Genomic DNA, 26124 nt, shown 5'->3' with positions numbered 1-26124 from the left:
ATATTTCCGTCGAATGTTCCTTACAAAATGCAGTGAATGTTGCTAAGTCAGTTTCATCTAATTTTTCCCCTGGTTATGTTTCTCCCAGTATGTAGAAACCAAACTAAAAAATCGTTCTTCGATATTTTCTAATTTTGATTTATGCTGACTGCATTGTTCCATGACGTATTGATAGCGTTCTAATCCGAGATGATCTTTTTTTCGCTCTAATATTTCAGCTGCTTCAGATAAAAACTGTTCTGTTAAACCTAAACAAAGTGAGAAAAATGAGGCTTCAGAAAACGTGATGAATGGAAAACTATGCACGGGTAATTCGTATTGATTTTGAAAATGATCGAACTTGAAAGTTTCCTCATCTTTGACAAACACATTACTCAACTTCATAGAATGACTAGAAGTTGCTCTTAATCCCATCGCGTTCCAATCCGGGATGATTTCTACCGTTTCACGTGGAACACTACAAGTTACAATTTCCTCACTATCTGCCAATCTACAATTCATTGTAAAAAGAGTTGCATAGTCTGAGCCGCTACAATATTTCCATGTACCAGAAATAATATATCCCCCATTAACTCGTTCAGCAGTACCAAATTTACCACTTCCAACAATTACAGCTTCTCTATGGCTAAAGCGTTCCTAACATACTCGCTGATCGAACAATGGGATAAACATATTCCCTCCTGAGCCAATTGTGACAGTCCATCCAACATTTCCATCCACCGCTCCTACCCGTTGAAAGATTTTCAATCCATCAACTAGAGATAGAGATAAGCCGTCTAATGCCATTGGTGTAAAAACTTTGAAAAGTTTTTGTTCATAAATTAATTCCAACACTTCAGGAAGAATTCTTTTTTCTCTATCCATTTGTTCAGAAAAACTTTTTATCTTTTTCTTTTCAGCTTCATTAAACATTTCACATCCCCTTTTCAACTTAAGGAATAAATAAAAAACTGCTACCTAAATGGTAACAGTTTATGGTCTTTTATTAAACGTTAAAGCGGAATAACATAATGTCTCCGTCTTGTACTACGTATTCTTTACCTTCTAAACGTACTTTTCCAGCTTCTTTCGCAGCTTGCATTGAGCCCGCTTCTACTAAATCATCATAAGAAACCGTCTCTGCACGAATAAATCCACGCTCAAAATCTGAGTGAATAATTCCTGCACATTGTGGAGCCTTCATCCCTTTACGGAACGTCCATGCGCGAACTTCTTGTACACCTGCTGTAAAGTATGTTGCTAATCCTAATAAATCATAAGAAGCACGAATCAGTTGGTCTAAACCAGATTCTTCGATTCCAAGTTCTTGTAAGAACATTGCTTTTTCATCATTGTCTAGTTCAGAGATTTCTTCTTCGATTTTTGCACAGATTGTAATAACACGTGCACCTTCTGCTTCTGCATATTCTTTCACTTGTTGAACGTATTTATTGTTTTCTGCATCCGCAACTTCGTCTTCAGATACGTTCGCTACATAAAGCATTGGTTTAATAGTTAATAAATGAAGTCCTTTAATAACTTTTAATTCGTCATCAGTTAATTCTACAGAGCGTGCTGGTTTTTCATTTTCTAAAGCTTCTTTAATTTTAAGTAGAATTGGTTCTTCTACCATTGCTTCTTTATCTTTTTGTTTCGCCATTTTACTTACACGTTGAATGCGTTTTTCCACTGATTCCATATCGGCTAAAATAAGCTCTAAGTTAATAACTTCAATATCATCAATTGGATTTACAGAACCAGATACGTGAGTAATATTTTCATCTTCGAAACAACGTACTACTTGGCAAATTGCATCTACTTCACGAATATGAGAAAGGAATTTATTTCCTAAACCTTCACCTTTAGAAGCACCCTTTACAATTCCTGCAATATCAGTAAATTCAAATCCAGTAGGAACTGTTTTCTTTGGTACTACTAATTCTGTAAGTTTATCTAAACGGGCATCTGGAACTTCTACAACACCAACGTTTGGATCAATTGTTGCGAATGGATAGTTTGCTGCAAGAGCACCTGCTTTTGTTATTGCGTTAAATAATGTTGACTTCCCTACGTTGGGTAGCCCTACGATCCCTGCTGTAAGTGACATTAAAATTGACACGACCTTTCTTATTACAAACTGTCTTTATACGTTTTTTACCAGTGTCTATTATATTGATAAGTACTGAAAAAGTCTAATTCGTTTCTATTTATATCTTGTTAGCTATTGTTCTGGATTTGCTTTTACTTTGATTTTCTTCATTTTTTTCTCAAATTCACGACGAGGAATTAGTACACTATGACCGCAACCTTCACATTTGATTCGAATATCTGCACCCATACGAATGATTTTCCAAGCATTTGTCCCACAAGGATGTTGCTTTTTCATTTCGACAATATCATGTAATCCAAATGATTTTGTTTCCATTATTCATTCTCTCCTCCCGAATCTGCATTTCCTCTCCCTCGATCATATAACATCATTTTTGGATATGCCATAGGAATTCCGTTTTTATCTAAAATGTCTTTTACATCACGACGAATTACCCGTGCAATCGCATAATGTTGTAAAGGTTTCGTTTCAGCAACAATTCTTATTGTTACTTCTGTTCCTGTAAAACTTTGAACACCTAGAAACGATGGAACACCCACTAATTCTTCAAATTGATTTGGTAAAGTTTTCAGATAATCAGTTACTAATTTTTCAACAGCTTCAATATCAGCTTCAATTCCAACTTGCATATCAATAATCGCTTTTGAGTTATTAACTGAAAAGTTGATAACGTCTGTTATTTGACCATTCGGGATGATGAATTGTTCACCAGTCGTCCCTAATATTTTTGTTGTTCTTAAACCGATTTCTACAACTGTTCCTTCTGCTACACTCGATGTATTTAATCTAATATAATCTCCTACACCAAATTGATCTTCTAAGATGATGAAAAATCCTGTGATCACATCTTTTACTAAACTTTGAGCTCCAAAACCAATCGCTAAACCTGCAATCCCAGCTCCTGCAAGTAATCCCATCACTTCAATATTTAAAGCTGATAGGATTGCAATGATTGCAGTAAAGTAGACAACATACGAAAGTACACTTTGTAACAATTTTACAATGGTTTTTTGACGTCGTTCACTATAATTAATCGGAGTTTTGACTCTTAGTGAAAAGATTCGTTTTATGATCCGTTTACCTATAAAAATGACTAAATACGAAAGCAGTAAGATTGAAATAATTTTTACGGAAGCATTTGTTATAAAATTCCACAATTCCTCACTCTTTAAATAATTCCAAAAATGTTCTGTCATTCTAGCAATTGCACCAGGGTCAGTAATTATATTTTCTTCTACCATTTTTTCACTCCTTGTATAACTACCTAATTTTTTGAATATACTGCATAACAATAAGTTAAAGCACAAGTTTTAGAGAATCCTTTTTTCATAAAATTTAAGAAAGAGAGATTATTATGCAGAATATAAACGAAACTGTTAGATCTTTTGTTCATCATGAACAATCTGGCGCTGTATGGCGTTTAAGTGACCTATTCCTTAATTATATCCCATTTGGCCATGAGCAAATCATTTTTTGTTGTATTGGAACTGACCGTTCTACAGGTGATTCACTTGGCCCACTTACAGGAAGTTTTCTAGAAAGCTATCACTCTTTTCCTTTTAGAGTAATTGGAACATTAGAAAATCCTTTACATGCCGTCAATTTGCAAGACACAGTGGAAGAACTACAACAGTCAAGTACTACTCCATTTGTCGTGGCCATCGATGCATGCTTAGGGTCAGAAAAAAATATCGGTCAGATTATCGTTCACGAAGGACCCCTTTTACCAGGAAAAGCAGTCAAAAAAGATCTACCAGCAATTGGTGATATTTCGATTAAAGGTATTGTTAATGTTGGTGGATTTATGGAAATGATTGTTTTGCAAAATACTCGTCTTAAAACAACCTATTCGATGAGCGATAAAATAGCTAGAGCATTACTATTAGCTTGGCAACGTTATTCACTGAAAGGGAAAAATAATAGCAACAACTATGCCCACTACGATGATTCCAGGGAGCAAATTGGCTACTCGAATTTTAGTTAAGCCAGCCATATTTAACCCAATAGCTAGTATCATAATACCACCTGTAGCAGTCATTTCTTTTATGTATAAATTGAGGGCTGCTTCTGGTATATACTTACTTATTATGCCTGCTAAAAGCGCAATAGTTCCTTCATAAATAAGAATTGGAACAGCAGATAATAATACACCAAGACCTAATGTTGAAGATAAAATAATCGCAATAAATCCATCAATAATTCCCTTCGTTATCAAAACATCATGATTATTCCTTAAGCCACTATCTAATGCTCCTATTATTCCCATTGATCCTATTACGAATAATAACGTTGCCGTTACAAATCCATCTGAAATGCTTGTGGTAGTATTCTGTTTTTTACTTTTAAACAGCGATTCTACCCATTTACCTAACTTCCCAATTTGTTTATCTAAGTCAATCCATTCACCAATAACTGCTCCAATTACTAAACTAATAATTACAATGACGACATTACTAGTTTCAAAGCCCATTTGAATTCCCAATACCGCTACTGCAAGTCCTATTATTTGGAGAACAGTACTTTTCATCTGTTCGGGTATGCTTTGAAATAATCTACCAATTACCGAACCGATCATAACTAACACGGAGTTAATAATTGCGCCTAATAGAATCATTCTTCGTCTCCTATCTAACTATACACTTGCCTAATAAATATCTGTTGTTCAATACATTAGGTGCTTATTAAACATGTAGTTAACCTTCTTTTATCTATGTTGTATTGGCTACATATCATTGATTTTTACGAATAAAATCGAGCACCAGTCCGATTGGCGCTCGATTACTTTTTATTCCTCTTCTAATTCTAATATTTCTAATATTCGCTCTAAATCTTCTTCTGAGTAAAATTCAATTTCAATTTTACCTTTATTTTTTGTTTTCTTGATTTGAACATTTGTTCCAAAGTACTCTCGTAATTGAGTTTCTTTTGATTGAACGAATATATCTTTTCTAGTTTTTGGTGTTTCACGTGAAACATTTTCATTATATTCTTTAATTAAATTTTCTAGTTGGCGGACATTGAGTTGTTGTTTGATTACTTTATTTGCAACTTCAGGTATTCTTCTTTTGTTTTTCAACCCTAGCAACGTTCTTCCGTGCCCCATTGATAGAGCCCCATCGTTGATCATTTGTCTAACAACCTCTGGTAATTGAAGTAAGCGAATATGATTCGTTATGTGTGGGCGTGATTTCCCTAATCGTTTCGCAAGATCTTCTTGTGTGAAATTTAATTTTTCAATTAAACTTTGATAAGCTTCTGCTTCTTCAATAGGTGTTAAGTCTTCACGTTGAAGGTTCTCTAAAATAGCAACTTCCATCATTTGTTCTTCTGTCATTTCTTTTACAATGGCAGGAACTTCATCTAAGTTTGCTAATTTTGCGGCTCTAAAACGTCTTTCACCTACAACGATTTCATATTTCGTTCCTTTTTTTCGTACGACAATTGGTTGAATAATTCCATGTTCATGTATGGATTGTGCTAATTCCTTAATTGCTTCATCTTCAAAAATTTTACGTGGTTGATAAGGGTTAGCAACTAATTTTTGAATCGATATTTTTTTAACTTCATTCTCATTATCAACGGCTGGTAACAAAGCATCTAAACCTTTACCTAATCCTCTAGCCATTTTTTATCACTTCCCTTGCCAACTCTAAATAGATTTCTGCACCTCTTGATTTTGGATCGTAAATGATAATTGGCTCGCCATGACTCGGAGCTTCACTTAAACGAACATTTCTTGGAATAATTGATTTGTAAACTTTATCTTGGAAATATTTTTTTACTTCTTCAATAACTTGAATTCCCAAATTCGTACGAGCATCGAGCATTGTTAAGACAACACCATCAATATATAATTCTTGATTTAAATGTTTTTGAACAAGTCGAACTGTTGATAATAACTGACTCAATCCTTCTAATGCGTAAAATTCACATTGAACAGGAATGATTACTGCATCAGCAGCTGTTAATGCATTAATTGTAAGTAAGCCTAACGAAGGCGGACAATCAATAATCATGTAATCATATCGATCTTTCACTTCATCTAATGCATGCTTCAATCGAACTTCCCTTGAAATTGTAGAAACTAATTCAACTTCTGCACCAGCAAGGGAAATCGTTGCAGGGACTAAAGATAAATTTTCAACCTTCGTCTCTTTAATTACATTTCTTATATCTTCATCATCAATTAACACATCATAAATACAATGTTGTGTTTCTCCTTTATTGATACCAACACCACTTGTTGCATTGCCTTGTGGATCAATGTCAATAAGTAATACTTTTTTTCCTAGATAAGCTAAACAAGCACTCAAATTTACAGATGTCGTTGTTTTACCAACACCACCCTTTTGATTTGTTATAGCAATAATTCTTCCCAAGACGTTTGCACCTACTTTCATCGTTCAGTTTTCTATTAAAATGGTCAAATAATTAATTGTTTTGTTTAATAACAATAAAAAACTAGTTTATTGTACTTCTACTATTCTAACAAAAAAATAATATTTAGGTTGAAAAAACGAAATAAAAATGGCTCCTTTTTTAATAAGGAACCATTTGAAGTCTATTAATTCTTTTTCTTTGGTATTTTAACAGTAATTGTATAGAAATCTTCCGAATCTTCTTCTTCAGTTTTTACATTTATACCGCTTTTAGTAACCATCGATAGTGATTGTCTAATAGTATTAACTGCAATTCGTATATCTTTACTAATTGCTTTTCTTTTAGTTCTTTCTTTCTTAACTTCATCTTCTTTTGGTGCTAATAGTTGCTGTATATAATCTTCTAACTGGCGTACGTTCCAGTCATATTCTTTAATAAGGTTTACTAATTCACTTTGTGTTTCTTCATCTTTAATCGATATTAAAGCACGTGCATGTCTTTCAGAAATTTCTCTTTTCAGAATCGCTTCCTGAACGTTTTGTGGTAACTTTAATAATCGTATTTTATTAGCAATCGTCGATTGGCCTTTTCCAAGACGTTGAGCAAGTGCTTCTTGTGTTAATGAATGGAGTTCGATTAGTTGCTGATAAGCCATTGCTTCCTCAATTGCAGTTAGCTCTTCTCTTTGTAAATTTTCTATTAAAGCAATTGAAGCTGTCTCTTTATCACTTAAATTACGAACTATAGCAGGAACTTCAGTCCAATTAAGTTTTTTCATTGCCCGATAGCGACGTTCACCAGCAATGATTTCGTACTGGTCTTCATTAAAACGTCTTACAACGATTGGCTGAATAACACCGTGCGTATGAATCGTTCTTGCTAATTCTTCAATTTTTTCTTCATCAAAAACTGTTCTGGGTTGATAACGATTTGGAATAATTTTATCAATTGTTATTTTAACTACTTCTTCAGTAGACTTGCTTTCTATTACTTCCACATCACTCTTAACCTCAGATGCTAGCTTATCCCCGCCTCCGAAAAAACGTGAAAAAGGACTTTTCATCCAATGGCACCACCTTTTTGAAACTTTCTAACTCCTATATTATATTATCAACGAAATATATTAAAATGTACAGTATAATAATATCATAGACTTAACACTATATTTATCCTATATGACAGTCATAAAGACATAGAGATCCCCTATTTTTAGAAACTCTATCTATTAAATTACTAAACTGTACTAACTATAGATTATGTATGAATATAAATGCAAATTTTTTTAAGATTAAATATTTTTCCATTTGGAAATGTTTCACATGAAACAATTTCATATAAAAAACACACGTGAAACAGAAAAAAGAGACAATTTAGATGTTTCACGTGGAACAATCTGTATTTTTCCGTAACAATATTCCATTCAATTCTTATTATTGAATAGGAGTTTTATTTGGAACACCAGGTTTTCTAGGATATTTTTTAGGTGTTTCCTTAATTTTATCAAAGACGTAAAGTGTACGATCACTTTCTTCAACTGGAAGTTTGTAAGCATATTCTTCTTTTATTTTTGCACCCAGTGTAGAAATTGCTTTTTTTGCATCTTTTAATTCCTCTGGTCCAGCTGCTGCTTTTAATGCTACGAAATTGCCTCCCTTTTTTACTAAAGGAATACAAAACTCTGATAAAACAGATAGTCTTGCAACTGCACGTGCGGTAGTAACATCGAATTTTTCACGATATTTTGGATTTTGTCCAAATTCTTCAGCACGAGCATGAACAAACTCTACATGATCTAAATTCAATTGTTCACTTAAATGATTTAAAAATCCAATTCTTTTATTTAATGAATCGACGATTGTTACTTGTAAGTGTGGGAAACAAATTTTAATTGGTAAGCTTGGGAAACCAGCCCCCGCTCCTACATCACAAACAGTTGTCACTTTTGTAAAGTCAAAGTAAAAACTTGCACTAATGGAATCATAAAAATGTTTTAAATATACACCTTCTAGATCAGTAATGGCAGTTAAGTTCATTTTTTCGTTCCATTCAACTAGTAATTCGAAGTATTGTTTAAACTGATTGATTTGTTCATCTGTTAATTGAATACCCTTTTCTTTCAATGCTTCAACAAATTCTTTTTCGTTCATAGTGGGTCTCCTTTAAGTATACGAAATCCTGTCCATCTTAAAAAGCGAGCGTTCGAGTCATTTTTCCCACCCGAACGCTCATTTATCAATTAATTACTGATTCGCGCAATCTTTCCTTGTTCAATATAAACAAGAAGAATTGAAATGTCTGCAGGGTTAACACCTGAAATTCTAGAGGCTTGAGCAATTGTTAACGGACGAACCTCTTTTAGTTTTTCTCTAGCTTCAGTAGCTAAGCTAGAAATCGCATCATAATCAATGTTTTCTGGTATTTTCTTTTCTTCCATTTTGTGAAGTTTCTCAACTTGTGCTAAAGCTTTTTGAATATAACCCTCATATTTCAATTGGATTTCTATTTGCTCTTTCACTTCATCACTAAGTTCAACTTCAGAAGGTGATAATGAAGCCACTAACTCATAATTCATTTCAGTACGCTTCACTAAATCTGCTGCACGTATACCATCTTTCAATTCTGTACCGCCAACAGAACGAATTACTTCTTGCGTTTTTTCGTTTGGTTTGATGATTACTTCTCGTAGTCTAGCGATTTCTGATTCAATTTGTTCTTTCTTTAACAAATATTTAGCATAACGCTCTTCAGGAATCATTCCTAACTTATATCCTATTTCTGTTAGTCGTAAATCTGCGTTATCATGTCTTAGCAATAAACGATATTCCGCGCGAGAAGTTAATAAACGATAAGGTTCATTTGTACCTTTAGTTACTAAATCGTCTATAAGCACGCCAATATAGGCATCTGAACGTTTAAGAATTACTTCATCTTTTCCTAATACTTTACATGCAGCATTAATACCTGCCATAATTCCTTGGCCAGCTGCTTCTTCATAACCACTCGTACCATTTATTTGACCAGCAGTAAATAAGTTTTTAATTCGTTTTGTTTCTAGTGTTGGCCATAATTGAGTTGGAATAACTGCATCGTACTCAATCGCATAACCAGCACGCATCATCTCTGCATTTTCTAATCCGGGAATTGATTTTAGCATTAGATTTTGTATATTTTCAGGTAAACTTGTTGATAAACCTTGAACATATACTTCATCTGTATCTCTTCCTTCTGGCTCTAAGAAAATTTGATGGCGTGGTTTATCATTAAAACGAACTACTTTCGTCTCAATAGATGGGCAGTAACGTGGTCCAGGTCCAGTTACTAATCCTGTAAACATTGGTGCTTTGTCTAAATTATTGTTGATAATCTCATGTGTTTCTAAGCTTGTATAAGTTAACCAACATGGTAATTGATCTAAAATAAATTCAGTTGTTTCAAAGCTAAAAGCACGTGGTTCTTCATCACCAGGCTGAATTTCCGTTTTACTATAATCGATCGTTTTACTGTTAACACGTGGAGGAGTTCCCGTTTTAAAACGTACAATATCGAATCCTAATTCAAGTAAGTTATCAGCAAGTTTTAATGATGGTCGCATATTATTTGGACCACTTGAATATTTCAAGTCACCGATAATAATTTCCCCACGCAAATAAGTACCAGTTGTTATTATTACTGTTTTTGCTCGGTAAATTGCACCAGTTTGAGTAATAACACCTTTTACTTCATCGTCTTCAACGATTAATTCATCAACCATAGCTTGGTAAATCGTTAAATTTTCTTGTTCCTCTAAAATACGTTTCATTTCACGTTGATAAAGGACTTTATCTGCTTGGGCACGTAAAGCACGTACTGCAGGTCCTTTACCTGTGTTTAACATACGCATTTGGATATGGGTTTTATCGATCACTTTCCCCATTAATCCGCCTAATGCATCGATTTCGCGAACTACAATCCCTTTTGCAGGTCCTCCAATGGATGGATTACATGGCATAAAGGCAATCATATCTATATTGATCGTTAACATGAGTGTTTTAGCACCCATTTTACTAGCCGCATATGCTGCTTCTACACCAGCATGACCAGCGCCGATTACAATACAATCAAACGTACCTGCTTCATAAGTAGTCGTTGTCATGCTTATCTTCCTCTCTAATCTTTAACGTTTATGTTAATTTACCCATTTATATCGTTTCAACAAAGTATTTATTTTCCAAGACAAAATTGAGAGAACAATTGATTGATTAAACTTTCTTGTACTGTATCTCCTACTATTTCACCTAAAATTTCCCACGTTCTTGTTACATCAATTTGAACAATATCAACTGGAACACCGCTTTGTGCACCATCAATTGCATCTTTAATAGTATCTAACGCTTGATGTAATAATGCAATATGTCGTGAATTCGAAACATAAGTTAAATCTTCTGACTCAATTTGTCCTTCAAAGAACAGTGCAGCAATAGCTTCTTCTAGTTCAATTACTCCCTCTTCTCTTAGCAATGAAGTTGTAACCACTTTTCTACCATTCGCCAACACTTTTACTTTATCTAGATCTATTTTCTGTGGTAAATCTGTTTTATTAACTACAACGATAAAATCCATATTTTGAATCGTTTCAAAAAGTCTCTCATCTTCAACTGATAATTCTTCAGCTGCATTTAATACAAGTAAAATCAAATCCGCTTCTTTTAAAACTTGTCGGGATCTTTCTACCCCTATTCTTTCAACGATATCTTCTGTTTCACGGATACCTGCTGTATCAACTAGTCGAAGTGGAATTCCTCTTACATTGACATATTCCTCTATAATATCACGAGTTGTTCCTGCAATATCCGTAACAATTGCTTTATTTTCATGGACCAAACTATTTAATAATGATGACTTCCCTACATTTGGTCTTCCTAATATTACAGTAGATAAGCCTTCACGTAAAATCTTCCCTTGTGACGATGTTTGTAGTAATTTTTTTATTTCCTCATGCACCCAAGAACATTTTTCAAGTAATACTGGGACTGTCATTTCTTCTACATCATCATATTCAGGATAATCTATATTTACTTCCACTTGTGCCAAAGTCTCAATTAAGGCTTGTCTTAACTCCCCAATCAATCTTGATAATTTTCCATCCATTTGACCAAGAGCAACGTTCATTGCTCTATCTGTTTTCGCACGAATTAAATCCATTACTGCCTCTGCCTGTGACAGATCAATTCGGCCATTTAAAAAGGCACGCTTTGTAAATTCACCAGGTTCTGCTAATCTTGCTCCGTTTCTTAATACAAGTTGTAAAACTCGATTTACAGAAACAATCCCACCATGGCAATTTATTTCTACTACATCTTCTCTAGTGAAAGTTTTTGGTCCGCGCATTAATGACACCATTACTTCTTCTACTACATCATTTGTAGTTGGATCAATTAAATGACCGTAATGGATTGTATGTGTTTTTTCATCCGCTAATTTTTTGCCACTTGGCGACCTGAATATTTTATCGGAAATTTTTACTGCTTCATCACCACTTAATCGTACGATGGCAATGGCTCCTTCACCCATTGGCGTGGATATCGCAGTAATTGTATCAAATTCCATTTTATTAATTCCTCCTAAATCAGTACATTCAACTTCTAATACTTATTCACATCTATATCAAACGAATACTTTTATTTAACAGTACGTTTATCCACATGAGGATAATAGCATGATCGACAGTTACTAACAATTTAGAGTAACATATTTTTAAAAAATGTGGAAGTAAAGCAGTTTTCCACATGTGGATAACTTAATTTAAGAGTACAAATTGAAAACAAGAAATGTCCAATCTTGCAAACTCCGTATACGACTTATTCAATATTATGTGTGATTGCACATAATTCTAAGTATGTCGGATGTAAACTTTCGGTAGAATGAAGATTAAATCAAACTAAAAAGACCATTTACAAGCAAATGGTCTTTTTTAATATTAGAGTATTATGAAATCGTATCCAGTTTTAATAGGACTAGTATTCACATAAATAAGTTTTCCATTTAACTCAATTTCATAATTTACTCGATTCCCAGCAAATGTTTTTTCGTAACTTTCATATTTTAACTGTGCTAGCTCTTTTGGAAAGACTTCAAACGGCGATTTATTTATTAAAGTTGATGAATTGGCGCCAATTTCGTCCATCATCTTTCCAATAGATATTCTAAATTTCCCACTCTATTGAAAAAATATCACAATCCAAAGGTATTAGTTAGGACAATTTTTTCGTACCATAAATTTTTAAATAAAAGAGGCAAAACTACATAATATAGTTTTGCCTTACTAACTTTTAGTTTTTAAATTACTTTAAAGGTTCAATCACTAAATAACGATTTGGTTCTTTTCCTTCAGAGTAAGTTTCAATATCAATTCGATTTGCTAATGCATTATGAATGATTTTTCTTTCATAGGATGGCATAGGTTCAAAAGCAACCTTTCTTCCAGTCCTAACGGCTTTATCAGCCATTCGATCAGCCAAACCTTCTAATGTAGATTGACGTCTCTCACGATAATTTTCAACATCTATTGTTAAAGAAATATACGTTTTCGCGTAATTATTAATCACAAGCTGAGTTAATTGTTGTAATGAATTTAGTGTTGCTCCATGCTTACCAATTAATAATGCAGCTTTTTCACTTTCAAGCTTAAATAATAAACGTTTCCCTTCAAATTCTGATTGAATTGTTAAATCATGAATATTCATCTCTTTTGCAATATCAATAATATATTGTTTTGCTTTTTCGATTGGATCAACGTCTGTAGATTCTGGTTGATCTACTTCATGACTTTCAGATTCGTTTACATCACTTGTTTGCTCGATTAATTCTTTTTCAATAGGTTGTACTTCTTCTATTTTTGTTTCATTTACTTCACTAATTTTATCTTGAACAGTTGGTAACTCTTCTTTAACAAATTCTTGCTTTTCTTCTATTACCGTAACTCGTATTTCAGCAGGTTTTGCACCAAAACCTAAAAATCCCTTTTTACCTTCTTGTAAAACTTCAACATCTACTTGATCGCGTGTTACCCCAAGTTTCTGTAACGCTAAGTGAAGCGCTTCATTAACGCTCGCGCCTGTTTGCGTAATTTGTTTCACTTTTTTGCTCCTCCCGTTGTAGCAGCTTCTTTGTTTTTATTCCAAGGCTTGTAAATTGCAAGGTTTTGAATTACTGAAACGATATTTCCGACAACCCAATACAATGATAAGGCAGCTGGTAAAACGATACCAAATCCAACGATCATTAATGGCATGATGTACATCATGACTTTCATTTGAGGATTGTCCATTGCAGGTCCTGTCATTAATACAACATATTGGATTAAACCAGCTAGGATTGCAAGTACAATACTTGGTTCACCTAATGGGAAAACTAAAAACGTTCCTAATGGGAATAATTCTGGTGTTGCATTCATACGACTGATTGCATGATAGAAACCAATTAAGATTGGCATTTGGATTAAGATTGGTAAACATCCTGCAAGAGGATTTACACCAGCAGTTTGCATTAGAGCCATCATCTCTTGTTGATACTTTTGTTGAGTAATAGCATCTTTTGAAGCATATTTCTGTTGTAGCTCTTTTAATTTAGGTTGAATTTCTTGCATTTTTTTAGAGCTTTTTACTTGTTTAATCGTCAATGGAAGAATTACTAAACGAATAATAATTGTAACAGCAATAATTCCTAGACCATAAGATCCAAGTAAATCTGCAAAGAGTTTAATGAATGAAACGAGTGGCCAAACGATAAACTCATTCCAGAAGCCCTTACTTTCTGATGAAATTGGTTGATCAAATTCTGTACAACCCGAAAGTAGTAGAACTACGGATACAAGTGACAGAATCACCCAAAGATTTTTCTTCAATCTTCTTCCTCCTAAAGCACTATTCAATTTTTTCTCTATATTTATTAGTGAATTTTCACTATATTTTAGCTATTTTACCATGTGATGAAAAATCACTCTACTATTGTTTCTACTTAAACAGTAAAGTTGACTATTTTTTTATCACCTTTGCGATTTTCAACACATGTTCTAAGCTTTTTTTCGTTTCATGAAAATCTAATGTGGCCGCCGGATTTCTGGCGATAATAACATAATCCATATCTTGTCTTAATTGATCTTTTAATTCTAAAAAGACTTGTCTTATATATCTCTTCACTTGTACACGAGTTACAGCTTTACCTATCTTTTTACTTACAGATAATCCAATCCGAAATTCATCTTGTCCCTCTTTTTGCAAACAATAAACTACAAATTGGCGATTTGCGAAAGATTTCCCGCGCTTAAATACTTTTTGAAAATCCTCATTTTTCTTAACTCGTTGACGTTTTTTCATATGATTAATCACCTAACCTAGCTTCAGATATACAATGGTAACGCTTTCCTTAAAAGTTAAACCACATGAAAGAAAAAAAGACCACTGATGAAGCTCAGTGGACTTATGCTGATAATACTTTTCTTCCTTTACGACGACGAGCAGCTAATACTTTACGACCGTTTTTAGTACTCATACGTGCGCGGAAACCATGTACTTTACTGTGTTTACGTTTTTTTGGTTGGTATGTGCGTTTCATATATATAACACCTCCAGATGAAAGTTTTTAATTCAATTCGCCTTAGCGTAATCATCGTCACTATTTTTCTCACGTATGATCAACACACGTCTCTTAATAGTATGAACACTGCGCCTATGGCTATAAACTCCATTTTGGCAATGAAGTTAAATCTCTATTCAACATACAGACTTAAATATTATATATAAAATTCAGTGCTAGTGTCAATCATTGAATTATGACATGTGCTTTTTCAATTATCCACAAATGTTTAGAAATATATAAACACCCCGTGTGGATAATAATTTGTCCCATTTTTTTATCCACAAGACTTAATCACACTTTTTACACATACCAACCTCTTGTGGAAAACTACAGAGTGCATAAATATACGTTTTGTGGATAAGTTTCTTCAGCTATTGAAATGACTATATTTTTTTGATACGATTATTATGTTTTCCCTTGTGGAATATTTTGAATGGATTTTATTTATCCACAATTGTTAATAACCTGTGGACAAAGTTTTGCACTAGATATGGATAATAGTTATCCACAGTATGTGATTTTGTGTAATACTTGAAAAAATATAATGGAAATTAATTTAATTTAATATTAGTAAAGGAGACGAAGGCTTGGAACATTTAGAAGAATTATGGAACAATGTCCTGGCTCAAGTTGAACAAAAAATTTCAAAACCAAGCTTTGAAACGTGGTTAAAGTCAACAAAATTACTTTCTTATAAAGGGTCGAATGTAATTATTGCTGCCCCAAATTCGTTTGCTCGCGATTGGTTAGAAAACCATTATGTCCATTTAATCGCGGGCATTTTATCTGAATTAACGGGTGAAGACTTGTTGATTAAATTTGTTGTTCAAAAAGATCAGGATGATGATGACTTTGAATTACCAGCTCCAATTATCCAAGCGAAGAATACAGAGCATTATGATAGCTCTGCCGGGATGCTAAATCCTAAATATACGTTTGATACATTTGTAATTGGTGCGGGTAACCGGTTTGCCCACGCTGCATCGCTTGCAGTAGCTGAAGCACCTGCAAAAGCATACAACCCATTCTTTATATATGGAGGGGTTGGTTTAGGAAAAACCCACTTAATGCATGCAATAGGACATTATGTATTAGAGCATAATCCAGACGCTAAGGTAGTTTATCTATCATCTGAAAAGTTTACAAATGAGTTTATTAACTCAATTCGCGACAACAAAGCTGTAGATTTTAGAAATAAATACCGTAATGTAGACGTCTTATTAATAGATGATATTCAATTCCTTGCTGGAAAAGAATCAACTCAAGAAGAATTTTTCCATACATTTAATACATTACACACTGAATCAAAACAAATTGTCATTTCTAGTGACAGACCACCGAAAGAAATCCCTACATTAGAAGATCGCTTACGTTCTCGTTTCGAATGGGGCTTAATTACAGATATTACGCCTCCTGATTTAGAAACTAGGATTGCGATTTTGCGTAAAAAAGCGAAAGCAGATGGCCTAGATATTCCGAATGAAGTAATGCATTACATTGCTAATCAAATTGATACGAATATTCGTGAATTAGAAGGAGCTTTAATACGAGTAGTGGCTTACTCTTCATTAGTAAATCAAGATATTTCAGCAGAATTAGCCCAACAAGCATTAAAGGACATAATCCCTAATTCAAAACCACGTATTATTACTATTCTTGATATTAAGCAAGCTGTAGGGGAGCATTATCACATAAAACTAGAGGACTTTGCGGCAAAACGTAGGACCAAACAAATTGCGTTTCCAAGACAAGTAGCTATGTATTTGTCTCGAGAATTAACAGACTTCTCTTTACCGAAAATTGGGGAGGAGTTTGGAGGCCGTGATCATACAACTGTCATTCATGCTCATGAAAAAATCGCCAAATTATTAAAAGACGATCAACAGATACAACAAGATATGAAACAAATTCGTAGTATGTTAGGAAAATAAGCTTGTGGATAATTAATGTAACTTCACACAATCTTATAAACAAGTTATAAACATGTGGATAGTTTGTATTTCTAAAGGGAAATCAGACTTATCCACAAATCCACAGTGCCTACTACTATATCTATTAAAATCTTTTAAAATAATTAAATTAATAAGTGAGGTATTATGAATGAAATTTGATATTATGCGAGACCGATTGTTGGATGCGTTAAATGATGTCATGAAAGCCGTAAGCTCTAAAACGACGATTCCAATTTTGACAGGGATAAAAATCGATGTAACTAAAGAGGGAATGAGGTTAACTGGTAGTGATGCGGATATAACAATCCAAACATTTATTCCGATTGAAGAAAACGGTGATCAGTTAATTAACATTAGTGAAACAGGCTCCATTGTATTACAAGCAAAAATGTTTAATGAGATTGTTCGTAAGTTACCAACAAATGATGTAGAAATCGAAGTTACAAATGGTTTCCAAACACATATTCGTTCTGGTAAATCAGAATTCCACTTAATTGGTCTAGATCCAACTGAATATCCATTACTTCCTGAAATTACGATGGATCGACAATTTTCAATCCCAGCTGATTTATTAAAATCGATTATTCGTGAAACAGTATTTGCTGTAGCAACTTCTGAAAGTCGCCCAGTATTAACAGGGGTGAATTGGAACATTCAAGGCGAAGAATTAGTTTGTGTCGCAACAGATAGTCACCGTTTAGCTCGTAGAAAAACAAAACTTGAACAATTACCAACTGATGTTACTTCAGTAGTAATCCCAGGTAAAAGCTTAAATGAATTAAATAAAATTCTTGGTGAATCTACAGAACCAGTTCAAATCGTTATTACAAATCAACAAGTATTATTTAAAGCTGAAAATGTTTTATTTTTCTCTCGTTTGCTTGAAGGAAATTATCCTGATACATCTCGTCTTATTCCAGATGATTTCAAAACGAATATTACGATTAATGGTAAATCCTTATTACAAGCGATTGACCGTGCTTCACTATTAGCACGTGAAGATCGAAATAATGTAGTACGATTTGAAACACTCGATGAAAATATTGTCGAAATTTCTTCTAACTCTCCTGAAATCGGTAAAGTAGAAGAGCAAATTCAAGTTGAGTCTCTTGAGGGAGAAAATTTAAAAATTTCATTTAGTGCAAAATACATGATGGAAGCATTAAAAGCGATTGATGGACAAGATGTTGTCATTCAATTTGCAGGTGCTATGAGACCATTTATTATACGTTCTGTTCATGACGATACAATACTTCAATTAATCTTACCTGTTAGAACATATTAAGCTAATAAGTTATTTATGATAGTCGATTAGAAATCGGCTATCTTTTTTTTAATTTTTAATAAATTTTAATGGTTTCTTTTGTCTAATCTTGGCGTAAAGTTAAAAAATTAGGTATCATATAAAGATAGATGTATTGTAAATCGGAGGATGAAACAGCTTGAATGAAATTGTAATTGATACTGAATTTATCACGTTAGGACAAGCATTAAAGCTTACTGATTCAATTAGTTCAGGTGGTATGGCCAAATGGTTTTTACATGAAAATGATGTCTATGTGAACGGCGAAGTTGACGATCGCCGTGGCCGTAAACTATATCATGGAGACGTTATTAACATACCTGGTAATGGCCGTTATGTGATTGTAAACAAGAACGGAGAAATTTAATGATTATTGAACGTTTACAACTTACAAACTATCGAAATTATGAATCACTAAACTTAGAATTTTCCCCAAAAATTAATGTCTTTATCGGTGAAAACGCACAAGGTAAGACAAACGTGATGGAATCAATTTATGTTTTAGCTATGGCAAAGTCACATCGCACAACTAATGACAAAGAATTGATACGTTGGGATACAGACTATGGTAAAATAGAAGGTGATGTACAAAATCGATATGGTAGCTTCCCTATGGAATTATCTATTTCTAAGAAGGGTAAGAAAGGGAAAGTCAATCACCTTGAACAACCAAAGTTAAGTAATTATATAGGGCAAATGAACGTCGTAATGTTTGCTCCTGAAGACTTGAATGTCGTAAAAGGAAGTCCCCAAGTTAGAAGACGTTTTATAGATATGGAGATTGGTCAAATATCACCTGTTTATTTACATGACCTTTTAACTTTCCAAAAAATACTAAAACAAAGAAATCATCTCCTTAAAACAAATCAAGGCAAGTTAAATAATAACGACATGCTTTTTGATATTTATACTGAGCAATATATTCAATCGGCTGTCCAAATTATTCGTAAAAGATTTAAATTTGTTGAACTTTTACAAGAATGGGCTGAAAAAATACACTCAGGAATTTCACGAGGACTTGAAAAATTAATAATTAAATATTGCCCGGTTACAGGTTTAGATCCTAATTGGATTTCCGATGAGATGGCAGAATTTTTGAAAAAAAAGCTATCTGAAGTAAAACAAAAAGAAATAGAACGCGGCGTTACATTAATAGGTCCTCATCGTGATGATTTGCAATTTTTTGTAAATGATTACAACGTTCAAACATTCGGTTCACAAGGACAACAACGAACAACTGCGTTATCTTTAAAACTTGCAGAAATTGAATTAATAAAGCAGGAAACAAAAGAGACGCCAATATTATTATTGGACGATGTGTTGTCTGAGCTGGATGATTATAGACAATCACATTTACTAAATACAATTCAAGGTGAAGTTCAGACATTTGTAACAACGACTAGTACAGACGGAATTCATCATGAAACGATTCAACATGCAAAAATGTTTCATGTGAAACAAGGTACAATTGAATTTTAAGATAAATAGTGGATGTATTCTCGACGATGAGTTGATATTTGACCATCGCAAATGGTTATGGGAGAAATTTTCCAAGTTAGAATCATGGATAGATTTATTGTTTGAAAAGTGGAAAATAGAAAGTTTTAGTTATATTGATAAAGCTTTGTAAATTTTACACATACTAAGTTTGAAAGAGTAGGTGAATATGGTGGCTTTAGAAGATGGAAAAGTTCAACAATCTTATGATGCTGATCAGATACAAGTATTAGAAGGGTTAGAAGCAGTTCGTAAGCGCCCAGGGATGTATATTGGATCAACAAGCTCTAAAGGTTTACACCATTTAGTTTGGGAAATCGTTGATAATAGTATAGATGAGGCTTTAGCTGGTTATTGTTCTGAAATTGTCGTTGCTATTGAAAAGGATAACTGGATTCGAGTTGAAGACAATGGACGTGGTATTCCAGTAAGTATACAAGAAAAGATGGGAATGCCTGCCGTCGAAGTTATCATGACTGTATTACATGCAGGTGGTAAATTCGGCGGTGGAGGTTATAAAGTTTCTGGAGGACTACACGGTGTAGGTGCCTCAGTAGTTAATGCTCTATCTGAAATAACTGAAGTTTATGTAAAACGTGATGGACATATTCACTCTATAAAATTTGAACGTGGTAAAACAATTCAGCCATTAAAAGTAATTGGTGACTCTGATGAAACTGGAACAACTACACGCTTTAAACCAGATGCTGAGATTTTTAGAGAAACAACAGTATTTGAATATGAAATCTTAGCTACTCGTATTAGAGAGCTTGCTTATTTAAATCGAGGTATTCGCATTACAATTTCTGATGAGCGCGGAGAAGAAGTACGATCTGATTCGTACTATTTCGAAGGCGGTATACGTGAATATGTTGAGCATTTAAACGAGGGTAAAGAGCCAACTCATGAACCAATTGATGTCATGGGTGAAAAAGATGGCATAACAGTAGAAATTGCCATGCAATATAACGAAGGTTACTCTTCAAATATTTACTCGTTTGCCAATAACATTAATACGTATGAAGGTGGAACACACGAGTCCGGTTTTAAAACGGCATTAACTCGTGTGATTAATGACTATGCTCGAAAATCAGGATTATTAAAAGATTCAGATTCAAACTTAACTGGTGAAGATGTTCGTGAAGGATTAACTGCAGTTATTTCCGTTAAACATCCAGATCCACAATTTGAAGGTCAAACTAAAACGAAATTAGGAAATTCCGAAGTAAGCCAAATTACGAATTCTTTATTTTCTGAAGGATTTGAACGATTCCTATTAGAAAATCCATCCCTAGCTCGTAAAATCGTTGAAAAAGGGATGATGGCTTCACGTGCACGTTTAGCTGCAAAGAAGGCTCGTGAATTTACTCGTCGTAAATCAGCCTTAGAAATATCAAGTTTGCCTGGTAAATTAGCAGACTGTACTTCAACAAATCCAGAGGAATCTGAAATTTATATTGTAGAGGGTGACTCTGCTGGTGGTTCAGCAAAATCTGGTCGTGATCGTTACTTCCAAGCTATCTTGCCACTGCGCGGTAAAATCCTTAACGTAGAAAAAGCAAACTTAAATCGAATCTTATCAAATGCAGAAATCCGTGCAATGATTACGGCATTTGGTACAGGTATTGGTGAAGAATTCGATTTGGAAAAAGCACGTTATCATAAGATTGTTATTATGACTGATGCCGACGTTGACGGAGCACATATTCGTATATTATTACTTACATTCTTCTTCCGTTTCATGCGTCCGTTAATTGAAGCAGGTTATGTATATGCTGCTCAACCACCTCTTTATCAAGTAAAACAAGGTAAGCACGTGGAATATTGTTACTCAGATGATGAGCTGCAAGAGATTTTAGGACGTTTACCTCAAAATCCAAAACCGATCGTACAACGTTACAAAGGTTTAGGTGAAATGAACGCTGAGCAACTTTGGGAAACAACTATGGATCCTGAACATCGTACTTTACTTCAAGTAGAGTTAGATGATGCGATGAAGGCAGATCGAATCTTCCAAGACTTAATGGGGGATGAGGTAGAACCGCGTAAACACTTTATCGAAGAAAATGCAGTTTATGTTCAAAATCTAGATATTTAAACTTTTTTGAAGGGAGGTTATCCTAATGGCGGAAAATGAACATTCTGGAGTAAAAGGGATAAAAATTAGTGAAGAAGTACAAACATCATTTTTAAATTATGCAATGAGTGTTATTGTTTCTCGAGCATTACCCGATGTACGAGATGGTTTAAAACCAGTACACCGACGTATTTTATACGGAATGCATGAACTTGGAAACTATTCAGATAAACCATATAAAAAGAGTGCACGTATCGTAGGTGACGTAATGGGGAAATATCACCCTCATGGTGACTCCTCCATTTACGATGCCATGGTACGTATGGCACAAGATTTTAGTTATCGATATATGTTAGTTGATGGACATGGGAACTTTGGTTCTGTCGATGGTGATGGCGCAGCTGCTATGCGTTATACAGAATCACGTATTTCAAAAATTACGATGGAAATGTTACGTGATATCAATAAAGATACAATTGATTATCAAGATAACTATGATGGTAATGAAAAAGAACCTGTTGTATTACCAGCCCGAATTCCGAACTTATTATTAAACGGAGCATCTGGTATTGCAGTTGGGATGGCAACGAATATTCCCCCACACCAATTAGGTGAAACAATTGACGCAGTAATAGCATTATCCAAAAATCCGGATATTACTACTGAAGAGTTAATGGAAATTATTCCTGGACCTGATTTCCCTACTGGTGGGGTTATCATGGGACGTAGTGGAATTCGTCGTGCGTATGAAACAGGGCGTGGTACGATTACGGTACGTGCTAAGGTTGAAATTGAAGTACAACCAAACGGGAAAGAAATGATTATCGTTAACGAAATTCCTTACCAAGTGAACAAAGCAAGATTAATTGAGAAAATTGCTGAATTAGTTCGTGATAAGAGAATTGACGGTATTACAGCATTACGAGATGAATCTGACCGACGTGGTATGCGTATCGTAATGGAAGTTCGAAGAGATGCCAATGCCAATGTAATTCTGAATAATTTATATAAACATACAGCTATGCAATCTAACTTTGGTGTCAATATGCTAGCTTTAGTAAATGGCCAACCAAAAGTTTTAAGCTTAAAAGAAGTTTTATATCATTATTTAGAACACCAAAAGATTGTTATCACTCGTAGAACTCAATTTGATTTACGAAAAGCTGAAGATCGTGCCCACATTTTAGAAGGGTTACGAATTGCTTTAGATCATATTGATGAAATTATTAACATTATTCGTTCTTCTAGATCTGGTGATGAAGCAAAACCAGTGTTAATGGAACGCTTTAATTTAAGTGAACGACAAGCACAAGCAATTTTAGATATGCGTCTTGTTCGTTTAAGCGGATTGGAACGCGAAAAAATTGAAAATGAATATAATGAACTTCAAGTATTGATTCGCGAGTTAAAAGAGATTTTAGCCGATGAAGAAAAACTAGTTCAAATTATTCGCGATGAAATAAGCGAGATTAAAGAAAAATATAATGATTTACGTCGTACACAAATCACTGCTGGCGGTATGGAAATGCTTGAAGATGAGGATTTGATTCCTCGTGAAGATTCGGTTGTAACTTTAACTCATAATGGTTACATAAAGAGACTTGCTTCCAATACTTATCGAAGTCAAAAACGTGGTGGCCGTGGAGTTCAAGGAATGGGAACAAATGAAGATGACTTTGTTGAACATTTACTATTCACTTCAACACATGATGCCATTCTATTCTTTACTTCTAAAGGAAAAGTCTTTCTTACAAAGGGATATGAAATCCCTGAATATAGCCGTACTGCAAAAGGTTTACCAATCGTAAATCTATTGAATTTAGAAAAGCATGAAAAAGTAACTGCGATGATTCGTTCTGAATCTTATCAAGAGGATGCTTATTTTATCTTCACAACCAAAATGGGTATTACAAAACGAACTCCACTTTCTCAATTTGCTAACATCCGTAAAAATGGATTGATCGCTGTAGGGTTGCATGATGATGATGAATTAATCTCTGTTCGTTTAACAGATGGTACGAAGGATGTCATCATTGGTACAAGAGATGGGATGTTAATTCGCTTTAAAGAAGAAGATATCCGAACAATGGGACGTACTGCAGCCGGCGTGCGCGGTATTAAATTGCGTAAAGGCGATTATGTAGTAGGAATGGAAATCGTTGAACCTGGTCAAGAAATATTAGTTGTAACCGAAAACGGATATGGTAAACGAACACCAGAATCTGAATATCGTTTACAAAACCGTGGCGGTGTAGGATTAAAAACAATTCAAATAACAGAGAAAAATGGTCCAATGTGTGCTGTGAAAACAGTAGATGGTACGGAAGATATTATGTTGATTACAATCAACGGTATTATCATTCGTATGGACGTAAATGATATCTCGGTAATTGGACGTTCTACACAAGGTGTTCGACTAATCCGTCTAGGAGAAGATGAACTTGTAGCAACTGTTGCTAGAGTGAAAAAAGATGATTCAGAAGAAACTGATGAAGAAACAGTAGAATCAGCAGAAAATGAACAAGGTTTAGATGATTCTAGTGTAGAAGAAGAGTAAAAATATTCCAAAAGGACTATAGAAAATTGAATTTCACTTCAATTTCTATAGTCTTTTTTTGTAAAATGCTAACTTAGTAATATTTTTTAATAAAATTCAAAAGAGTATAATATTAAATAGATTTAACCATTAATTCCATAATCAAGGAGGTAGAGAACCTTTGGAAGCTACTTACGTAAACATTGATGAAAGTTATATAGGGAAAACAGTAGCACAAGATATTTTTGCTAATACACAACACCCAATCATCGCAAAAAATACAATTATTACTCCAGAAATACTACATGTACTTAAAGTTTTTGAAATTTCAAAGGTGCTTGTATTTAAAGATGGGATTATTGATAAGGATAAGTCAGACAAAGAAATAGGAAGTAAAACTGTTGTAGAGACAATTGTAGTAGAAGATTCATTTAAAACTTATTATCAAGAAGCTGTATTGCAGTTTAAAAAAGAATTTATAAATTGGCAGTCTTCCGCAAAAATAGACATTGTTAAAATTCGTGGAATCATATTACCTTTAATAGAGGAAATATTAAAAAATCGTACTATATTTTTTGAATTAAATAATTTTTCGAATCTAAAAGATTACATATATCATCATTGTATTGCTACAGGATTAATTAGTGCAGTAATGGCTCATAAGCTGGGCTATGATAAGGGCACAGTTTATCAATTGGCGATTGCTGGTTCCCTAGCTGATAGTGGTATGTCTAAAGTTCCTTTAAATATTCGTGAAAAAAAAGGAGCTCTAAATCAACAAGAGTACATAGAGATTCGGAAACATCCAATTTATAGCTATCAAATGGTTAAAGATTACCCTGCTTTGAAAGATAATATGAAGCAGGCAATTATTGAACACCATGAACGATTAGATGGTAGCGGTTATCCAAGATGTTTGAAGCACGATCAAATATCAACATTCTCACAAATTATTGCAGTGGCTGATACTTTCCATGCGATGACTAGTGAAAGGATTTATCGCACGAAAGAATCACCATTCAAAGTGGTTGAAATGATTAAGGAAAGTGAATTTGGTAAATTTGATATTAAAGTAGTACAAGCCTTAATGAGCATTGTTGTAGATTTACCAATAGGTATGAAAGTTGAATTATCGAATATGGAACGTGGGGAAATCTTATTTATCAATAAATTCTCTCCAACGCGACCAATGATTAAAACTCTTAAAACTGGCGAAATCATTGATCTATCTATCAATCGTAATTTATATATCCTAAGAATTTTAACGAATTAATAGATTGTGTTGACATATTAATAGAGATGTAATAATATTAAAAACCCAACCGCAAAAAGTTGGGTTTTATATTTAAATAGTAACGTATGTTTTCTATACTAGAAAAATAAATTTATAATATTTTATAAAAAAGTGTTGACTCTTTTATATGAAATTGATATGATAATTAAGTCGCCAAGAGGTGACACGAAATATTGAACCTTGAAAACTGAACAACAAAACGTTAATGAATAAATAGTTTCTATAATAGAAACACAATTTTGGACATCATAAAGATGCCAGCAAAAATTTGAGCTTTATCAAATTTTCTTTTATGGAGAGTTTGATCCTGGCTCAGGACGAACGCTGGCGGCGTGCCTAATACATGCAAGTCGAGCGGACCTTTTAAAGCTTGCTTTGAA

The 26124-nt window shown here is 33.9% G+C and carries 25 protein-coding genes and 1 rRNA gene; 9 read left to right on the top strand and 17 right to left on the bottom strand.

From position 1 onward, the window contains the following. Positions 1-57: 57 nt before the first annotated feature. The 5 genes from ACOQFO_RS12730 to ACOQFO_RS12710 form a co-directional block, all read right to left on the bottom strand. Entirely contained in the window at positions 58-489 is a 432-nt protein-coding gene (locus ACOQFO_RS12730) for a hypothetical protein (protein WP_421690044.1), read from the bottom strand. A 147-nt stretch (positions 490-636) separates the two neighbouring features. After that, positions 637-912 (bottom strand): hypothetical protein, encoded by a 276-nt coding sequence (locus tag ACOQFO_RS12725; RefSeq protein ID WP_421690043.1) that lies wholly within the window; start codon positions 910-912, stop codon positions 637-639. Between the two features lie 73 nt (positions 913-985). Further along, complete coding sequence (ychF, locus tag ACOQFO_RS12720) at positions 986-2086, bottom strand: redox-regulated ATPase YchF (RefSeq protein ID WP_421690042.1); 1101 nt, start codon at positions 2084-2086, stop codon at positions 986-988. Positions 2087-2200: 114 nt separating this feature from the next. Continuing rightward, complete coding sequence (locus ACOQFO_RS12715; protein ID WP_421690041.1) at positions 2201-2404, bottom strand: DUF951 domain-containing protein; 204 nt, start codon at positions 2402-2404, stop codon at positions 2201-2203. After that, positions 2404-3330, bottom strand: coding sequence for a mechanosensitive ion channel family protein (locus ACOQFO_RS12710; RefSeq protein ID WP_421690040.1), 927 nt, complete (start codon positions 3328-3330; stop codon positions 2404-2406). The genes ACOQFO_RS12715 and ACOQFO_RS12710 overlap by 1 nt, the downstream gene beginning before the upstream one ends. 113 nt (positions 3331-3443) lie before the next feature. Here ACOQFO_RS12710 and yyaC point away from each other — a divergent pair, with 113 nt between their 5' ends. After that, positions 3444-4073, top strand: a complete 630-nt coding sequence (yyaC, locus tag ACOQFO_RS12705) for a spore protease YyaC (RefSeq protein WP_421690039.1) — start codon at positions 3444-3446, stop codon at positions 4071-4073. Here the strand turns inward: yyaC and ACOQFO_RS12700 are convergent. The 12 genes from ACOQFO_RS12700 to rpmH all read right to left on the bottom strand — a co-directional run bounded on the left by ACOQFO_RS12700 (position 3990) and on the right by rpmH (position 15061). Then, a complete protein-coding gene (locus tag ACOQFO_RS12700; RefSeq protein WP_421690038.1) occupies positions 3990-4703 on the bottom strand; it encodes a DUF554 domain-containing protein in 714 nt (237 codons plus the stop codon). The genes yyaC and ACOQFO_RS12700 overlap by 84 nt on opposite strands. Before the next feature lie 171 nt (positions 4704-4874). Continuing rightward, a complete protein-coding gene (locus ACOQFO_RS12695; protein ID WP_421690037.1) occupies positions 4875-5714 on the bottom strand; it encodes a ParB/RepB/Spo0J family partition protein in 840 nt (279 codons plus the stop codon). After that, a complete protein-coding gene (locus tag ACOQFO_RS12690; protein WP_421690036.1) occupies positions 5707-6468 on the bottom strand; it encodes a ParA family protein in 762 nt (253 codons plus the stop codon). The genes ACOQFO_RS12695 and ACOQFO_RS12690 overlap by 8 nt, the downstream gene beginning before the upstream one ends. A gap of 185 nt (positions 6469-6653) precedes the next feature. After that, positions 6654-7532: a nucleoid occlusion protein gene (gene noc, locus ACOQFO_RS12685; RefSeq protein ID WP_421690035.1), complete on the bottom strand. Its 879-nt coding sequence runs from the start codon at positions 7530-7532 to the stop codon at positions 6654-6656. Positions 7533-7899: 367 nt separating this feature from the next. Further along, a complete protein-coding gene (gene rsmG, locus ACOQFO_RS12680; protein WP_421690034.1) occupies positions 7900-8616 on the bottom strand; it encodes a 16S rRNA (guanine(527)-N(7))-methyltransferase RsmG in 717 nt (238 codons plus the stop codon). An 89-nt stretch (positions 8617-8705) separates the two neighbouring features. Beyond that, positions 8706-10601, bottom strand: a complete 1896-nt coding sequence (gene mnmG, locus ACOQFO_RS12675) for a tRNA uridine-5-carboxymethylaminomethyl(34) synthesis enzyme MnmG (protein WP_421690033.1) — start codon at positions 10599-10601, stop codon at positions 8706-8708. Positions 10602-10669: 68 nt separating this feature from the next. Further along, positions 10670-12055: a tRNA uridine-5-carboxymethylaminomethyl(34) synthesis GTPase MnmE gene (mnmE, locus tag ACOQFO_RS12670; RefSeq protein WP_421690032.1), complete on the bottom strand. Its 1386-nt coding sequence runs from the start codon at positions 12053-12055 to the stop codon at positions 10670-10672. Between the two features lie 370 nt (positions 12056-12425). Next, a complete protein-coding gene (locus ACOQFO_RS12665; protein ID WP_421690031.1) occupies positions 12426-12632 on the bottom strand; it encodes a hypothetical protein in 207 nt (68 codons plus the stop codon). 157 nt (positions 12633-12789) lie between these two features. Beyond that, complete coding sequence (gene jag / locus ACOQFO_RS12660) at positions 12790-13584, bottom strand: RNA-binding cell elongation regulator Jag/EloR (RefSeq protein WP_421690030.1); 795 nt, start codon at positions 13582-13584, stop codon at positions 12790-12792. After that, a complete protein-coding gene (gene yidC, locus ACOQFO_RS12655) occupies positions 13581-14351 on the bottom strand; it encodes a membrane protein insertase YidC (protein ID WP_421690029.1) in 771 nt (256 codons plus the stop codon). Before yidC ends, jag begins: the two co-directional genes overlap by 4 nt. Positions 14352-14481: 130 nt before the next feature. Then, positions 14482-14823 carry a ribonuclease P protein component gene (gene rnpA, locus ACOQFO_RS12650; RefSeq protein WP_421690028.1) on the bottom strand — a complete coding sequence of 114 codons (342 nt, stop codon included), beginning with the start codon at positions 14821-14823 and terminating at the stop codon, positions 14482-14484. Between the two features lie 103 nt (positions 14824-14926). Next, positions 14927-15061 (bottom strand): 50S ribosomal protein L34, encoded by a 135-nt coding sequence (gene rpmH, locus ACOQFO_RS12645; protein WP_004233310.1) that lies wholly within the window; start codon positions 15059-15061, stop codon positions 14927-14929. 611 nt (positions 15062-15672) lie between these two features. Here rpmH and dnaA point away from each other — a divergent pair. From dnaA to ACOQFO_RS12605, 8 genes are all read left to right on the top strand, one after another. Continuing rightward, positions 15673-17016, top strand: a complete 1344-nt coding sequence (dnaA, locus tag ACOQFO_RS12640) for a chromosomal replication initiator protein DnaA (RefSeq protein ID WP_421690027.1) — start codon at positions 15673-15675, stop codon at positions 17014-17016. A gap of 169 nt (positions 17017-17185) precedes the next feature. Beyond that, positions 17186-18322 carry a DNA polymerase III subunit beta gene (dnaN, locus tag ACOQFO_RS12635; protein ID WP_421690026.1) on the top strand — a complete coding sequence of 379 codons (1137 nt, stop codon included), beginning with the start codon at positions 17186-17188 and terminating at the stop codon, positions 18320-18322. A 157-nt stretch (positions 18323-18479) separates the two neighbouring features. Further along, on the top strand, positions 18480-18707 hold the full coding sequence (gene yaaA / locus ACOQFO_RS12630) for a S4 domain-containing protein YaaA (RefSeq protein WP_421690025.1): 228 nt from the start codon (positions 18480-18482) through the stop codon (positions 18705-18707). Further along, positions 18707-19819 (top strand): DNA replication/repair protein RecF, encoded by a 1113-nt coding sequence (recF, locus tag ACOQFO_RS12625; protein WP_421690024.1) that lies wholly within the window; start codon positions 18707-18709, stop codon positions 19817-19819. The genes yaaA and recF overlap by 1 nt, the downstream gene beginning before the upstream one ends. Positions 19820-20006: 187 nt before the next feature. Further along, complete coding sequence (gene gyrB, locus ACOQFO_RS12620) at positions 20007-21935, top strand: DNA topoisomerase (ATP-hydrolyzing) subunit B (protein ID WP_421690023.1); 1929 nt, start codon at positions 20007-20009, stop codon at positions 21933-21935. A 25-nt stretch (positions 21936-21960) separates the two neighbouring features. Next, positions 21961-24471 (top strand): DNA gyrase subunit A, encoded by a 2511-nt coding sequence (gyrA, locus tag ACOQFO_RS12615; protein WP_421690022.1) that lies wholly within the window; start codon positions 21961-21963, stop codon positions 24469-24471. A 160-nt stretch (positions 24472-24631) separates the two neighbouring features. Then, positions 24632-25723 (top strand): HD-GYP domain-containing protein, encoded by a 1092-nt coding sequence (locus ACOQFO_RS12610; RefSeq protein ID WP_421690021.1) that lies wholly within the window; start codon positions 24632-24634, stop codon positions 25721-25723. A 310-nt stretch (positions 25724-26033) separates the two neighbouring features. Further along, positions 26034-26124 (top strand): 16S ribosomal RNA (locus ACOQFO_RS12605); the annotation flags it as partial.

It is taken from the genome of Ureibacillus sp. MALMAid1270 (assembly GCF_049202975.1).
Lineage (GTDB): Bacteria > Bacillota > Bacilli > Bacillales_A > Planococcaceae > Ureibacillus.
The sequence above is the reverse complement of the archived record's forward strand: the minus strand, read 5'-3'. Positions and strand labels throughout refer to the sequence as shown.